The 13,353-nt window shown below is 40.3% G+C and carries 16 protein-coding genes; 11 read left to right on the forward strand and 5 right to left on the reverse strand.

Annotated features, from left to right (window positions below; translation table 11 throughout):
• The first annotated feature begins 13 nt into the window (after positions 1–13).
• Both yihG and CWB78_RS02105 read left to right on the forward strand, forming a co-directional pair.
• Positions 14–934 carry a 1-acylglycerol-3-phosphate O-acyltransferase, YihG family gene (yihG, locus tag CWB78_RS02100; RefSeq protein WP_138594036.1) on the forward strand — a complete coding sequence of 307 codons (921 nt, stop codon included), beginning with the start codon at positions 14–16 and terminating at the stop codon, positions 932–934.
• Positions 931–2,190, forward strand: a complete 1,260-nt coding sequence (locus tag CWB78_RS02105; protein ID WP_055012721.1) for a mechanosensitive ion channel family protein — start codon at positions 931–933, stop codon at positions 2,188–2,190. Before yihG ends, CWB78_RS02105 begins: the two co-directional genes overlap by 4 nt.
• Here CWB78_RS02105 and chrA read toward each other — a convergent pair.
• Positions 2,150–3,301: a chromate efflux transporter gene (gene chrA, locus CWB78_RS02110; RefSeq protein ID WP_138594037.1), complete on the reverse strand. Its 1,152-nt coding sequence runs from the start codon at positions 3,299–3,301 to the stop codon at positions 2,150–2,152. The genes CWB78_RS02105 and chrA overlap by 41 nt on opposite strands.
• Positions 3,302–3,485: 184 nt before the next feature.
• Here chrA and CWB78_RS02115 point away from each other — a divergent pair, with 184 nt between their 5' ends.
• Both CWB78_RS02115 and CWB78_RS02120 read left to right on the forward strand, forming a co-directional pair.
• Positions 3,486–4,118, forward strand: a complete 633-nt coding sequence (locus CWB78_RS02115; protein WP_010392457.1) for a YiaD family glycine zipper/OmpA-like lipoprotein — start codon at positions 3,486–3,488, stop codon at positions 4,116–4,118.
• A gap of 95 nt (positions 4,119–4,213) precedes the next feature.
• The gene (locus CWB78_RS02120; RefSeq protein ID WP_138594038.1) at positions 4,214–4,879 is read left to right on the forward strand and encodes a hypothetical protein; all 666 of its coding nucleotides are present in this window, start codon (positions 4,214–4,216) and stop codon (positions 4,877–4,879) included.
• 14 nt (positions 4,880–4,893) lie between these two features.
• On the opposite strand, the gene CWB78_RS02125 is transcribed toward CWB78_RS02120, so the two are convergent.
• A complete protein-coding gene (locus CWB78_RS02125) occupies positions 4,894–6,672 on the reverse strand; it encodes an ABC transporter transmembrane domain-containing protein (protein ID WP_138594039.1) in 1,779 nt (592 codons plus the stop codon).
• A gap of 87 nt (positions 6,673–6,759) precedes the next feature.
• Between CWB78_RS02125 and CWB78_RS02130 the strand changes: the two genes are divergently transcribed.
• From CWB78_RS02130 to CWB78_RS02155, 6 genes are all read left to right on the forward strand, one after another.
• On the forward strand, positions 6,760–7,158 hold the full coding sequence (locus tag CWB78_RS02130; protein WP_054202844.1) for a DUF3224 domain-containing protein: 399 nt from the start codon (positions 6,760–6,762) through the stop codon (positions 7,156–7,158).
• Between the two features lie 14 nt (positions 7,159–7,172).
• Positions 7,173–7,355, forward strand: coding sequence for a hypothetical protein (locus tag CWB78_RS02135; RefSeq protein WP_008467291.1), 183 nt, complete (start codon positions 7,173–7,175; stop codon positions 7,353–7,355).
• A 9-nt stretch (positions 7,356–7,364) separates the two neighbouring features.
• Positions 7,365–7,982 carry a LysE family translocator gene (locus CWB78_RS02140; protein WP_055012716.1) on the forward strand — a complete coding sequence of 206 codons (618 nt, stop codon included), beginning with the start codon at positions 7,365–7,367 and terminating at the stop codon, positions 7,980–7,982.
• A gap of 77 nt (positions 7,983–8,059) precedes the next feature.
• The gene (locus CWB78_RS02145) at positions 8,060–8,602 is read left to right on the forward strand and encodes a PH domain-containing protein (RefSeq protein ID WP_054202846.1); all 543 of its coding nucleotides are present in this window, start codon (positions 8,060–8,062) and stop codon (positions 8,600–8,602) included.
• A gap of 79 nt (positions 8,603–8,681) precedes the next feature.
• The gene (locus CWB78_RS02150; protein ID WP_054202847.1) at positions 8,682–9,206 is read left to right on the forward strand and encodes a hypothetical protein; all 525 of its coding nucleotides are present in this window, start codon (positions 8,682–8,684) and stop codon (positions 9,204–9,206) included.
• A gap of 304 nt (positions 9,207–9,510) precedes the next feature.
• Positions 9,511–10,425, forward strand: coding sequence for a DMT family transporter (locus tag CWB78_RS02155; protein WP_138594040.1), 915 nt, complete (start codon positions 9,511–9,513; stop codon positions 10,423–10,425).
• 99 nt (positions 10,426–10,524) lie between these two features.
• Here the strand turns inward: CWB78_RS02155 and CWB78_RS02160 are convergent, their stop codons facing one another.
• The 3 genes from CWB78_RS02160 to CWB78_RS02170 form a co-directional block, all read right to left on the reverse strand.
• Complete coding sequence (locus CWB78_RS02160) at positions 10,525–12,303, reverse strand: alkaline phosphatase D family protein (RefSeq protein WP_138594041.1); 1,779 nt, start codon at positions 12,301–12,303, stop codon at positions 10,525–10,527.
• 78 nt (positions 12,304–12,381) lie between these two features.
• On the reverse strand, positions 12,382–12,726 hold the full coding sequence (locus tag CWB78_RS02165; RefSeq protein ID WP_138594042.1) for a rhodanese-like domain-containing protein: 345 nt from the start codon (positions 12,724–12,726) through the stop codon (positions 12,382–12,384).
• A 5-nt stretch (positions 12,727–12,731) separates the two neighbouring features.
• Positions 12,732–12,920, reverse strand: a complete 189-nt coding sequence (locus CWB78_RS02170) for a YgaP family membrane protein (RefSeq protein WP_010392474.1) — start codon at positions 12,918–12,920, stop codon at positions 12,732–12,734.
• A 129-nt stretch (positions 12,921–13,049) separates the two neighbouring features.
• On the opposite strand from CWB78_RS02170, the gene CWB78_RS02175 reads away from it, so the two are divergent.
• Positions 13,050–13,352, forward strand: coding sequence for an ArsR/SmtB family transcription factor (locus CWB78_RS02175; RefSeq protein WP_138594043.1), 303 nt, complete (start codon positions 13,050–13,052; stop codon positions 13,350–13,352).
• Position 13,353: the final 1 nt, after the last annotated feature.

A 13,353-nucleotide genomic window follows, 5' to 3' on the forward strand; every position in this document is an offset into this window, starting at 1 on the left:
TGAGCTGACAGTTATGCTAAAAAAATGGTTACCTAATTGGTTAAATGGCTTAATTGTTGGCTGTGTTTTATTCGCTAATTTAATAATATTTGGCGCATTAGTACTTATCTTAGGGTTAGTTAAATTGGTTTTGCCCATACCCGTAGTAAGTAAATTATTACACAGTGCGTACAAGGGGTGGTGTAAAGGTAACCGCTTAGGGCTATGGCTAGGCTGTAATGATATTAAAGTTAATATTAGTGGGGAGGTGAATGCCAATTGTTGGTATTTGCTAATCAGTAATCATATTAGCTGGCTTGATATTGCGGTATTAAGCTCGTTAAATGCATTACCAGCCCCTAAGTTTTTTTTAAAAGATGAGCTTAAGTACGTGCCATTTATAGGCACTGGTGCGTGGGCAATGGGTATGCCCTTTATGAAACGGGTGAGCAAAGCGCAATTGGCTAAAAATCCGAATTTAAAAGGCTTAGATGTCGAGCGTACTAAGCGCAGTTGCCGTAACTTTCGTCATCATCCTACAACCATAGTTAATTTTGTAGAAGGTACACGTTTTACTGCGCAAAAGCATAAGCATCAACAAAGCCCTTTTCAGCATTTATTAAAGCCTAAGGCTGGTGGAACTGCTTTTGCCTTAGAAGTTTTAAACGAGCAATTTGACGCTATGCTTAACACTAGTTTAGTGTATAGCGGTAAGTCAGATCATGTGTGTCGTAATATTTTAAAAGGCGAGTTGGAGTCTATTAATATTACAATTGAGGTGGTGCCGATAAATACACAAATGATTGGCAGTTACCAAACAGATCACGCATTTAGAGCCGAATTTCAGCAATATTTAAATAATTTATGGATAAAAAAAGATAAGCAATTAAGCGCTATTCATATTCAGCAAGCTAGTACTGAATTAACTCCCAGTAAGGAAATTGAAATACCATGACCAAAACACACCTACAGGAGCTAATTACTCCTTGGTTTGAAAAAGTCCCCGATGCTTTTTTTCTCAGCGCAATCACGGCCTCATCCATTGGCATCCTTTCGTTATTATTTGTTTACTTATTTACCCGTCGCTTAATGTTACCGGGTATTCAAAAGGTGGTGACTAAACTCTCTCCTGAGCGTATTGGTTCATTGTCACCTATGTTGACCAAGCTGAATAAACGAATTGCTTGCTTGTTATGCTGTGTACTTTTTTTAGCCACATTTGATAGTGTTTACCCCGTTAATGAAATTGCCCAAGAGATCCTTAAAACCATTGGCCAAGCATTATTAATTATTTATATAGGTTTTATTATTAGTAGCATAGTGAGCATTGCTGGCGCTATTTATAACCAACTAGACTTTGCCCGCGAAGTGCCTATTCAAGGGCTAATTCAAGTAGTGAAGCTGATCACCTTTATTGTGTGTTCGATATTAATTGTTAGTATTGTGCTTGAAAAATCGCCGACTTATATTCTTTCTGGTTTTGGTGCGATCGCCGCTGTTACTTTATTAGTATTTAAAGACACCATATTAGGTTTTGTCGCCAGCATTCAAATTGCCGCTAATCGTTTAGTGACCTATGGGGACTGGATCCAAGTAGATAACTACGGCGCCGATGGCGAAGTAATTGATTTAGGACTTAATACTGTAAAAGTGCGTAACTGGGACAACACCATAACGACTATACCCACTTATATGCTGGTGGCCGGTTCATTTAAAAACTGGCGTGGTATGCAGGAGTCTGGTGGGCGACGTATTAAACGTTCTTTAAACATTGATATGAACAGCATCTTTTTAGTTGATGATGACTTTAAAGCGCAAATAGAAGCGGCAATACCACTGCAAGAATATATTCGACTAGGCACACTTCCCGATCCGGTGTCTAACTTAGGGTTATTTCGTCGCTATGCAGAGGGTTACTTAAAACAACACAGTAAAATCAATACCTCGCTCACACTCATGGTGCGTGAACTACAACCGCTTAACCATGGCCTCCCGATTGAGTTTTACTGCTTTAGTGAAGATAAACGTTGGATATCGTACGAGCATTTACAAGCTGAAATTATGGATCATTTACTGGCCGTATTACCGGTGTTTGGACTGCGCGCTTATCAAAGTGTTAGTGGGCAGTTAAGTCCAGCTGACGGGGTGAATATGGCGGGCAAACCTAGTATTAAAGTGCCCAATAATGCTGTCCAAGGCCAACACCAATAAAGAGCAATAATAGCCACCAAATAGGTGGCTTTTTCATACGTAGCCACGCAAATGCAGCAATCACTAATGCAATATGCCACACACTATTAATAGCTGAAGTCCAAATGGGCGAATACAATGCTGAAGCTAAAAAACCAACTACGGCGGCATTAAGCGCGGCAATTGAGCTGGCAAAGCGTGGCTTACTGGCTAAATTAATCCAGCTTTTCTGAAATGCCAACATCAGTAAAAACCCTGGGGTAAATATCAATAATGTAGCTATGATTGCGCCCATTATTGGCTGCTCGGTATTTAGCTGCGCGCCTAAGTAGGTGGCTATTGTAAACATAGGCCCAGGTATAGCCTGAGCACTGGCGTAAGCCGTTAAAAATTGATCATCACTTAACGTTGGCACACCAGCTTGAAGTACTGGCAACACAACATGCCCTCCACCAAATACCATAGCACCAGCTTGGTAAAAAGGCGCAAATAACGCAAATTCTTGCCCTATTGGAATAAAGCTAACTCCAAGCAGTAGCGCAAATAAACTAAGTGCAACCCAGTTAACTTTTCCCTGTTCACTGCTAGTTTGCTGTGATAAATCACTTAATTTTAAGAGTGGCCAGATAGCGCCGACTGCGGCTGCAATAAGTAAAATAATAATTTGTGTACCTAACATCGGCAGTAGAACAAGAGCTAGGGTGCTTATAGCTGCAATTAGCTTAAGGATTAGGTTGCTGCAAAAGCTTTTGGCCATACTAAGGGTCGCATCGCCAACAATCACTACAGCAAAGAGCTTCAATCCGGTGATCACAGCAAAATAAACGGCGTCAAATTGGTGAGCACTAATAGCAAGCAGTGTCATTATTAAAAAAGAAGGCAAGGTAAAACCAATAAATGCGGTGATGCCACCGATTACACCTGCACGCTCTACTCCAATTGCAAAGCTAACCTGACTAGAGCCAGGGCCAGGCAGGGCTTGGCTGAGGCTTATTAGCTGTGAATAGCGACTGATACTTAACCAGCGCAGCGAATCAACAAAGTGATGTTTAAAGTAACCTAAATGGGCGGCAGGGCCGCCAAAACTCACGCAGCCAAGCAAAAAAAACTGCCTAAAAATCGCAATTAACATAGTGGCCATCGCCTTTTTGATAAATCATTAAAGTGTCACAAATAAGTATGACATTTTTATGAAACGCTATCATTAGTCCGTATGAAGTAAGTAATAATACGTGTTTTACGTTACTCTTCATTTTTGGTTCATACAAATGTTTGCATAATTGCAATAATAAATTCTAAATGAATAGGAAATTACCATGATGTTAACCAAATCACTTTTAAGTGTCACTGTCGTAGCCGTATTACTTTCTGGCTGTGAAATGAATAACACGGGTAAAGGCGCCGCTATTGGTGCTGCAGCAGGGGGAATTCTAGGTAAAGCTACAGGTAACCACAAAGATAAACGTATTTTTATTGGTGCAGCTATTGGTGCGCTAGCGGGTGCAGCTGTAGGTGATTACATGGATAAACAAGAAGCTGCTTTTCGTGATGAACTAGCAGGTTCGGGAGTTGAAGTGGTACGTGAAGGTGATAACTTACGCTTAGTGATGCCCTCTAATATTACGTTTGCGACTGATCAATCTTATATTTCATCGGGCTTTCATGACACTCTAAATGCGATAGCAAGTGTAATGAATAAATACGAAAAAACCTACTTAAGTGTTGAAGGTCACACCGACAGCACGGGCAAAGATAGTTACAACATGACTCTTTCAGAGCAGCGTGCACAAAGTGTAAAAAATTACTTGGTAAACCAACAAATTATGGCTGCACGAGTAAGCACGAGCGGCTTTGGTGAATCACGCCCAATTGCCACTAACGATACCGCGAATGGTCGCGCGCAAAACCGCCGCGTCGAAATTCAAATAGTGCCTAATACACAAGGTTAATAGCTAAAACCGCGCAAATGCGTGGTTTTGTATATTTTAATGGCACTTTTGCCTGCGTTAGCTGTCACAAATAGTTCTTCGATAAGGACATATTTATGGCAGCGTGGCGCACGGCAATTATTTTATCAATATGTTTACACGGATTAGTTTTGCTTTTTGTTGCCACATTAAAAGCACCTGACATAAAACCACCGCAATCAACCCCAATTAAAGCTTATATGGTAAGTGTGCCTGCCAAAATTAAAGCAATACAACAAGTCCCTCAACAACGCGCTAACAAAAATGTGAATTCAGAAATCAACTCAATTGAGCCTGACAATGCAACCCAATCAAAATCATTAAATGCGATTAATAAAAAAACAGATAAAACGACTGAGCCGGTAAAGATCAGCACTAAAAATACCCAGTCTGTAATTTTAAAGCCTTACAAAAAGATCGATTTAAACAAAGGACTCAACAGTATTTTACAGCAACAAACTGGCTATTCTGATACTGCAAAGAGTGACCCTCAGAAAAAGCGTATTACAGTCCCAAAAGAGCATGCAGGCAAGGTAAAGCCACTATTAAAAATAGAGCAGCAAAATATGCAATTTACCACTTATCGACGAGGTGATAGCTGTTTTAGAAAGGTATCCGTTGGTGCAGGGGTTATGCCAAAAAATGACTTGCCCGAAAGTTACATAGCTGGTGTAAAGTGCGATAAAACTAAGCTAACTGAGGCTTACGATACCGCAATGAATAAATGGCTTAAAAAGAAGTAGCAACTAAAATGCAATCAATCTAAATTAAACTGTAATTCACATAGTTTTTGATACAAAGGGTTACTTGCCATTAATTGCTGATGAGTGCCTGTAGCTTTTATTTCGCCATTTTCCATTACTACAATCATATCGGCATGTTTTACCGTGGCCAGTCTATGGGCAATAATCAGCGTTGTTCTATTTTGCATTAAGTGTTCAAGTGCGGCCTGAACATGATGCTCGCTTTGCGCATCAAGCGCGCTGGTAGCCTCATCAAGTAGCAGTATTTCTGGGTCTTTTAAAATGGCGCGAGCAAGAACAATACGCTGCTTTTGCCCACCCGATAGCCTTACACCTTGTTCACCTAAGAAGCTGTTATAGCCTTGTGGTAACTGTTTTATAAATTCATCAGCATGGGCATGTTTGGCGGCCGTATAAACTTGCTCGTCACTGGCGCTTGGGTTGCCATAGCGAATGTTATGCATAACATCAGAGCTAAATAAAATCGGGTTTTGTGCCACCATCCCCATTTTGTTACGCAAGGTATTTAATGACAACTGCTTAATATTTATATTATGAAACTTAATCGCTCCGCTGGCAGGGTCATAAAAACGCTGTAACAGTTCAAACAAGGTGGTTTTACCGGCACCTGAAGGGCCAACAATAGCCACGGTTTTACCTGTTTCAATATTTAAGCTGATATTATTTAATGCGCTTACATCTGGGCGAGAAGGGTAATTAAAACTAATACCTTCAAGTGAAATTGCACTGTTGCTTGTTGTTGCATGTAACTGATCATCTTGTGGAGTTTCGGGATTTTGTATTTTACTTTTAACGGCGAGCAGTTCAAGCAGTCGGGCAGCGGCCCCTGCGGCGCGTTGTAATTCACCGTAAACCTCTGCGACGGTGGCAACCGACATGGCCACCATAATGGCATAAAATACAAACGCGCCAAGTTCACCGCCCGTCATAGTGCCTGCGAGCACATCACTACCGCCTACCCAGAGCATGGCACTAATAGCGCTAAAGGTAAGAAAAATAACTGCTGCAATTAAAAACGAACGTTGTTTAATGCGGCTTTTGGCAACGTTAAAGGCCTTTTCAGTTTCATTAGCAAAAGCAGATTGCTCTTGCTGTTCATGGCTATAACTCTGTACCACTTTTATATTTTGAATGATCTCACCCGCGTAGGTGCTGATATCTGCAATCGCATCTTGGCTGGAGCTTGCTAGTTTGCGTACTTTTTTTCCAAAAACCAACATAGGCACCAGTACTAAAGGGACGCAGGCCACAACGACCAAGGTAAGCTTTAAATTAGTAACAAGCAGCATAATTAAGCCACCGACTAACATCAACGCACTTCGCAGCGCCATAGAGAATGATGAGCCGATAATAGATTGTAGTAATGTGGTGTCGGTGGTGAGTCGCGACATCAGCTCGCCGCTGCGATTTTCTTCAAAGTAACTCGGATGCAAAGTAACAATACGATTGAATACAGCTTTTCGAATGTCATTACTGACTCGCTCGCCAATCCACGACATTAAATAAAATCGGCTGAATGTACCCACTGCCAATAAACTGATCAGGCCAATTAATACCAAAACAGCTTGTTGTAACTGCGCTTGCGAGCCGGCAATAAAGCCATGGTCAATCACAAACTTAACGCCTTGGCCTAGCGATAAGTTAACCCCTGCGGTGGCAAGTAATGCAACTAGAGCCCCTAAAACTACCCACTTATAGGGCTTAATAAAATTAAATATGGGGAATAAAGCGCTAAAAGCGGCTTTATCTGAAGCAGGCTTGTCTGTAGGCATAGTAGATTCTTATTGATGATTAAGGTATAGATATGGCATCAATAGATTAAAAATCAATAGTATTAAAAATCATCAACAGGGAAAATTATGACAACTAAACAGATAACAGGCGAGTTTACCGTTACATTAGCGCCTATAGAAGGGTATGCACATGGACAGCAAGGCGTTAATTTAGGTCGGATGTCGATTGATAAACAATTTACTGGCAGCTTAACGGCAACTAGCCAAGGCGAAATGCTTAGCGCCATGACTCCCACCCAAGGCAGCGCTGGTTATGTTGCAATAGAGCAAGTGATAGGCGAGCTTGAGGGCAAGAAAGGCAGTTTTGTACTGCAGCATTTTGGGCTGATGGACAAAGGCCAAGACAGCTTAATTTTAAAAGTGGTGCCCGACTCAGGCACTGATGAGCTCGCAGGATTAACAGGCAGTATGGCGATACGCATAGAGCAAGGTATTCACCATTATGATTTTGAATACAGTCTATAAAGCAGGTATTTATAATGCAAAAAGTAATCGAATTCAGAAAGGCCCGTTTTTTGGGTGGGGTTGATATAGTCGCACTAAATGATCGCATACTGGAATTAAACCAAGATGGCTGGAAAGTAATAAACGCAGTGCCATTGACAGGCTTTTATGGGCAAGTGCATGGTTATGCATTACTTATTGAAAATGAAGAAATATAAGGGTTACTAATGGCGTTATCATTATGGTTGAGCTTAGCACTGGTGTGCATGATGGGGGCAATGTCGCCCGGGCCCAGTTTAGCTGTGGTATTAAAGCATAGCTTAAGCGGTGGCATGAAAAATGGCATGCTGGCAGCATTAAGCCATGGTTTTGGAGTGGGCTTATATGCCGCAGCTTCACTGTTGGGATTAGGTGCATTGATGTTGCAATTTCCTACTGTGTACCAATTTTTAGTGTATTTAGGGGCAGCCTATTTAGCATATTTAGGTTTGAAAATACTATTTTCAAAGCCCAACGACAGCGAGCTAAACATTCAGCAAAGCGACATGAGCAGCTCTAAGGCGTTACAAGATGGCTTTGCCATTGCATTTTTAAACCCCAAACTAGCAATTTTCTTTTTGGCGTTATTTTCACAATTTATCGACCCAGAGAACCTTACTTTAAATATTGGCGTTATTATGTGTTTAACGGTTTTTGTGATAGATACAGGCTGGTATTTATTGGTGGCTTTACTTACTGAGGTGTCTAAAAAGCGCTTTGGTTTTACTAAGCAAAATATCTGGTTAGATAGGCTGTTAGGTGCGGTATTTATCGCGCTTGCGATTAAAGTGGTTATTGGATTTTAACTATCAAAGTGATTGAATTGCGTACAGTTGGTAATTAATGTAATTTAAAAAAACTATAATTTAAAAGTGATAAAACGATGTCTAATATAATTTTAAAAAGTGCTACTTTTGATAACAAAGTCAAACAGTACTGGATGTGTTTAGCTGCAATATTTAGCCTTTTTCCGGTTGTAACTATTGTGCTTTTACCCGTTGTATTACTTTTAGTGTGGCTAGTCGCAAGTCGAGTATTAGCCGCTATGTCGGCCGATTTACTAGAGCGCAAGCTAGTGGTGAAGCGCGGTATTTTATTTAAAGAAGAAAAATCGATTCCACTTGAAAAAATCACTGATGTCGGGTTGAGTCAGGGGCCGCTAATGCGCATGTTTGGCTTATACCGGTTAAGTTTTGAAACAGCAGGGCAGTCGGGGCATGGTGCGTTGGTATCGTTACTTGGGGTAGTTGATGCCAGTGAATTTCGTGAAGCCATTTTAACTCAAAAAGATAACCTTACTGCAGAACAACCCGTTCAAGCAAAACAAGACGAGCCACCAAGCCAAGTCGAATTACTTCGCGCACTCACTTACAGCGTGAAAAACATTGAGCAGATGATGGTCGCGCTACTGGACGAGAGAAAATAGTTGAATATTATAAATCTTGTTCAATTTTAATCTCTTACGTGGAGTGGAATTTGTTAAGTAACTTCACTGGGAGGCTCAAATGTCAAAGTTTAAAGTCTTATTTACGGTGCTTTTGGCCACTTTCATAGTTAGCTTATCATTTTTTATATTTAATAACCCCGCGTCAAAAGCTAAAGAGTTTCTCAAAAAGCACGCGGATAATTTTGAGCATGTTATTTTGTTTGCAGAGCAAAGGGAGCTTCAAGCTATACAATGGGTTGATGATAAAAGTAGTGAACGTTTACCACATAAACTAATAATAAAAAAAGGCAGTAAAGAATTCGTGAAGGTGACTGATTCAAGTTTGGATGAGCTTACTGAGTTTTTACTGAGTAAGAATATAGATGTTCTATGGATTCAACATTTTCGGAGTGTTTGGTTAATTAGAAAAGCATTTACTTTTTCATACCAGGATAGGCAACAAGAGGGATATTTTGTTTTTGGGAACCCGGAGAAAATCGGTTTATGTGTGCTTGGTAACGGTACTAAAGATTATGGCAAGTACGAGCATGTAGCTGGCAATTGGTATATTGCAGTGTGCGAGTATCCGCGACCATCAGTCTGATAGAGGGGGATACATTGTTATGCCAATGTGTTCACTAAACAGGGGGCTTAAGTTTACATTCGATAATCCAAGGCTATTACATTAACTATCATTGGTTCCTGTTGTTTTAACCCCTCCAAAGTGACTTATGCTACTAGATTCAATTATCTCTAAATCCTTTGCAACGTACCTAATGCAGGTGTAATTTAAGGTGGTTTTATCTAAAAAGGATACACTCTTTATAGGATTCAAAGGTGATGAATTCTAATGGGGCGCAATTTTGTAGCATATAACTGTGCTACACAAATACATGGAGAGAAGTTAAATGGCTAGTAAAGAGTCAACCGCAGTAATTTGGATGTTGTCAGATTCATTTATCTTAAGTGTAATGTTACTAATCGGTGGTTTTTTAGGTAAATCTATCAGCCCATTCCAAGTTGTCTTTTTAGTTAATGTTATGGCTGCTTTTGCGGCAATTGCATTATTCTCAAAAGGTAAATGGGAAAATATCAAACCCCAACAAATGAAGTTACATATATTTAGAGGGTTGCTTGGTGTTAGTTCAACAATATGCTTGTTTTATGCTCTGCAATATTTAAGTTTAGCGGAAGTGACCGCGATTAACTTTTTTGTGCCACTTATAACGTCCATTCTGTCGGTGTTTATCTTTAGAGAAAAACCAAAAGCTTATGTCTATATCGCTATTATTTTGAATTTAGCTGGAGTGATGATGCTGCTTTCTCCAAAACTAATGGCGAGCCAAGTAACGCAGCAAAATCTCTATCTAGGATTGATTTTTACGCTGTCAGCGGTAGCTATTTTAGTCATTTATAATATTAACTTAAAAAAAATAGGCAATGCAGAGAAAGTTGTGCCTCAAATGGTTTTTGCTCCTCTCTATTCGGCGGTTATTCTATTACCAGTAGCTATTTTTGTATGGAAACCTTTAGATACAACTAGTGTTCTATTAATTATGTTATACGGTGGGCTTCTTGTTACTAAACTTGCAGCACGTTTTTTTGCTTTTAATAAAAGTGATTTATCTAAGCTAATGCCGCTTGAATATGCACAAATTCTATTTTCTAGTATTTTGGGCTATATTTTTCTTCAGCAAACTCAAACTTTATTGGGTGTCGCAGGCATAGTATTGATCGTGTTATCAAGTCTCGCTCATGTTTTATTCATGCGCTTTGAGAGGAATAGTCATACTAAGAATATGAAAGAAATTACCAATGATTAAAGCCGTATTGTAAACGGTCCGGCGATCAGCTGACCACCGGACTGTTTTAATCTTTCACCTAGAACCTTTTCCCTAGCTCCTAAATACCTTATTGAGACTTTACCCTTGTATTATAGGCTGACCTGCTAGCATACGTAATTCTTTACTACGCTCGGTTTGCATTTCGTAAGAGGCTGTTTTTATGCTGTTCACATAATTCCACTTAGCGCTTGCTTGTTCTTGATTGAAGGTCACTGTTAAGTAACCTCGGTCGACTAAATTGCTATAAGCTAAGTCGTTTACAAGTAAAGCAAGAACTTGCTCCATTTGTGCAGTTGCTTCTGGCCCTTGGGTGTTCAGCGCTAAGTATTCTTCAAGACCAGGCGAAGACACTGAAGAGGTAGCAAATTCAACTCCCGCATTTTGTGAAGCGGCAATTGGATTATTGGCATCAGTGGTTAATTGCCCAGCCCATGCATTATGAGTGTCGCCGGCTAATACAACTAAATTCTTTTGTGTCGCAATAGCTGTACCAAGTAGAACTTCGCGCTCGTAGGCATAGCCATCCCAGGCATCTAAATTATAAGGTGCAGTGGTATCAACACGCGCACGCTCTGCATCAGTTACTGTTGGATCACCGGCTAGAATACGACCTTTAATTTGTGCCAGCTCAGCAAATAATGCTGATGCTTGAGCAAGCAGGGCACCAGTGTCAGCACCATTTGCTTGGCTTACCTGCAGGCTCACTAAAAGCTGTAGTACTTCAAACGGCAGGTGCATCTTGGTCATTAACACTTGTTGGCCAAGTACTTGCCATTTTGAACTTGAGGTTGTCATACCATCGGTGAGCCAGGTTAGTTGTTCACTACCCAGTAATGCGCGTGTGGGTGAACTAACAGCACTAACAAAATCGCTTTGTCCTTGTGCGCTGGTTAAATCAAAATCACCGTAGCTTAATTGTTCATCACGCGCGAGCACACGGGTATCTAGCATATAAAGAGAGACTAAATCACCGAATTCAAAACGACGATAAATACGTTCTTTATCAGCTACATTACGTATAGGCATCCATTCAAAGTAGGCTTGTAGGGCATGTAGTTTACGTTCGCTAAATTCACCTTCACCGTCATTATGGTTTTCTGCACCTTCACGCCAAGTATCATTAGTAACCTCATGGTCGTCCCATACTGTTATAAAGGCGCAATTACTGTGAGCTGCTTGTAAATTGCTATCGGTGCGGTAGTGGGCATAGCGTTTACGGTAGTCAGTTAAGCTAATAATTTCATTGCTGTTATCTTCAGGTAGTAAACGACCTAAGCTACTTGCGTCTTCAGTAGCGTAGCCATTATTTCCATATTCGTATATGTAATCGCCTAAATGGAGTACCGCATCTAAGTCAGGTTGCTTTGCTATTTCACCATAAACATGAAAAAAGCCAGCAGGATAATTAGCGCACGACACAACGGCCAGCTTTACTTTATCAATATTGCCTGTTGGTAATGTTTTACCTGAGCCAATAGGGGAGGTTTTGCCATTAGAAATAAAGCGGTAGTAGTAATTGGTATTAGCGTCTAGACCTTGTAAGTCCACTTTAAGGGTAAAGTCTGTGGCTGCACTTATATAAGCTTCGCCATCGTGACTAATCGCACTAAAGTCTTCGTCTGTCGCGGCTTGCCATTGCACTTTAATGCTGCTGGTAGCTGGATCTTTTGGTGTTACACGAGTCCATAAAATTAGGCTATCTGCTAGCGGATCGCCACTGGCAACGCCATGATCAAAGCTAATCTCAATGAAATCATCATCGTCGTCAAACCGACAACCTGTTAACCCTAATGATATAACAGCAACACCAAACCCTGCCGCCGAGGCCTTTAAAAAACTTCTTCGTGTAAACGTCATTACTCTGTACCGTTAATTCAAAAGTACGAGCTTATCCGACCAGTATGACTTTTATATGAAGTTGTGATGCCAGTTATATTAAAATACTTGGCAAATTTGCTCAGCTTTACAAGTAATAACTGTCACGTTTTCGAAGCCTACTCGTGTCAGCGCTTCAGCACTTAATGTTGCGCGCGCACCACTAGCGCAATGTAAATAAATAGGACGGGCTGCGTCTTTTTCTATTTCCATAAGCTTCATTTCAAGTAACCCGCGAGGAATATTTATTGCGCCTATAGCTGCTTTGGTGGCATGTTCAGCGGGTTCTCGTACATCAATCAACAATCCTTTATTTTGCTCAAGCTCTTTCTTTGCTTGTTCGGCATCAATACGGCGCTGATTAGGAGTAATAATTTTTAGTAAATCTGGAATAGGTGTAAGCATGGTGTTTATTCCTTAAAGCCAAGTTTGCGTAATAGAGTGATCATTGGGCACCAGCTAGTAAAAGCTGATTGAATTAAATTTACTGCGATAAAAGCTGTAAAGTAAATCCACTTAGGATCGTGATAAGTTTGTAATAAAAGCGACACAATAATCATTATGCCAGCGATTAGTCTGAGTGCGTTATTTAGCTTCATTATAGTAGGCCAGTTATTTAGTTCAGTACAGTCACTATATTAGATTTATCTATATTAGTGAAATCTAATATTAGACTTTTCTAATCTAACGTCTTATACTCAGACTCTATTTTAGAATAAGAGCATAGTATGAATATTGACTTTACTGCCATGGCCGGCAATGTAGAACAAGCCGAGCAGCTATTAAAAATTTTAGCCAATAAAAATCGCTTGATGATTTTATGTTCTTTGCAAGATTCAGAAATGAGCGTATCTCAGCTCAATGAAGCCGTGCCATTAGCGCAGTCTGCGTTATCTCAGCACTTAGCAGCGTTGCGTAAAGCAAACATTGTGGCTACGCGCCGCAAGAGCCAAACAATTTATTATCGTGTCATTGATGAAAATGCAGTCGTTCTGCTTGGTACCTTGTATGGGTTATTTTGTAAGGGCTAAG

It is taken from the genome of Pseudoalteromonas sp. S1612, assembly GCF_005887175.1.
GTDB classification, from domain to species: domain Bacteria; phylum Pseudomonadota; class Gammaproteobacteria; order Enterobacterales; family Alteromonadaceae; genus Pseudoalteromonas; species Pseudoalteromonas undina.

Excerpts from the sequence above, each read along its gene's own strand:
- yihG (WP_138594036.1), top strand. The coding sequence starts at position 14 with ATGCTAAAAAAATGGTTACCTAATTGGTTAAATGGCTTAATTGTTGGC.
- CWB78_RS02105 (WP_055012721.1), top strand. The coding sequence starts at position 931 with ATGACCAAAACACACCTACAGGAGCTAATTACTCCTTGGTTTGAAAAA.
- chrA (WP_138594037.1), bottom strand. The coding sequence starts at position 3,301 with ATGTTAATTGCGATTTTTAGGCAGTTTTTTTTGCTTGGCTGCGTGAGT.
- CWB78_RS02115 (WP_010392457.1), top strand. The coding sequence starts at position 3,486 with ATGATGTTAACCAAATCACTTTTAAGTGTCACTGTCGTAGCCGTATTA.
- CWB78_RS02120 (WP_138594038.1), top strand. The coding sequence starts at position 4,214 with ATGGCAGCGTGGCGCACGGCAATTATTTTATCAATATGTTTACACGGA.
- CWB78_RS02125 (WP_138594039.1), bottom strand. The coding sequence starts at position 6,672 with ATGCCTACAGACAAGCCTGCTTCAGATAAAGCCGCTTTTAGCGCTTTA.
- CWB78_RS02130 (WP_054202844.1), top strand. The coding sequence starts at position 6,760 with ATGACAACTAAACAGATAACAGGCGAGTTTACCGTTACATTAGCGCCT.
- CWB78_RS02135 (WP_008467291.1), top strand. The coding sequence starts at position 7,173 with ATGCAAAAAGTAATCGAATTCAGAAAGGCCCGTTTTTTGGGTGGGGTT.
- CWB78_RS02140 (WP_055012716.1), top strand. The coding sequence starts at position 7,365 with ATGGCGTTATCATTATGGTTGAGCTTAGCACTGGTGTGCATGATGGGG.
- CWB78_RS02145 (WP_054202846.1), top strand. The coding sequence starts at position 8,060 with ATGTCTAATATAATTTTAAAAAGTGCTACTTTTGATAACAAAGTCAAA.
- CWB78_RS02150 (WP_054202847.1), top strand. The coding sequence starts at position 8,682 with ATGTCAAAGTTTAAAGTCTTATTTACGGTGCTTTTGGCCACTTTCATA.
- CWB78_RS02155 (WP_138594040.1), top strand. The coding sequence starts at position 9,511 with ATGGCTAGTAAAGAGTCAACCGCAGTAATTTGGATGTTGTCAGATTCA.
- CWB78_RS02160 (WP_138594041.1), bottom strand. The coding sequence starts at position 12,303 with ATGACGTTTACACGAAGAAGTTTTTTAAAGGCCTCGGCGGCAGGGTTT.
- CWB78_RS02165 (WP_138594042.1), bottom strand. The coding sequence starts at position 12,726 with ATGCTTACACCTATTCCAGATTTACTAAAAATTATTACTCCTAATCAG.
- CWB78_RS02170 (WP_010392474.1), bottom strand. The coding sequence starts at position 12,920 with ATGAAGCTAAATAACGCACTCAGACTAATCGCTGGCATAATGATTATT.
- CWB78_RS02175 (WP_138594043.1), top strand. The coding sequence starts at position 13,050 with ATGAATATTGACTTTACTGCCATGGCCGGCAATGTAGAACAAGCCGAG.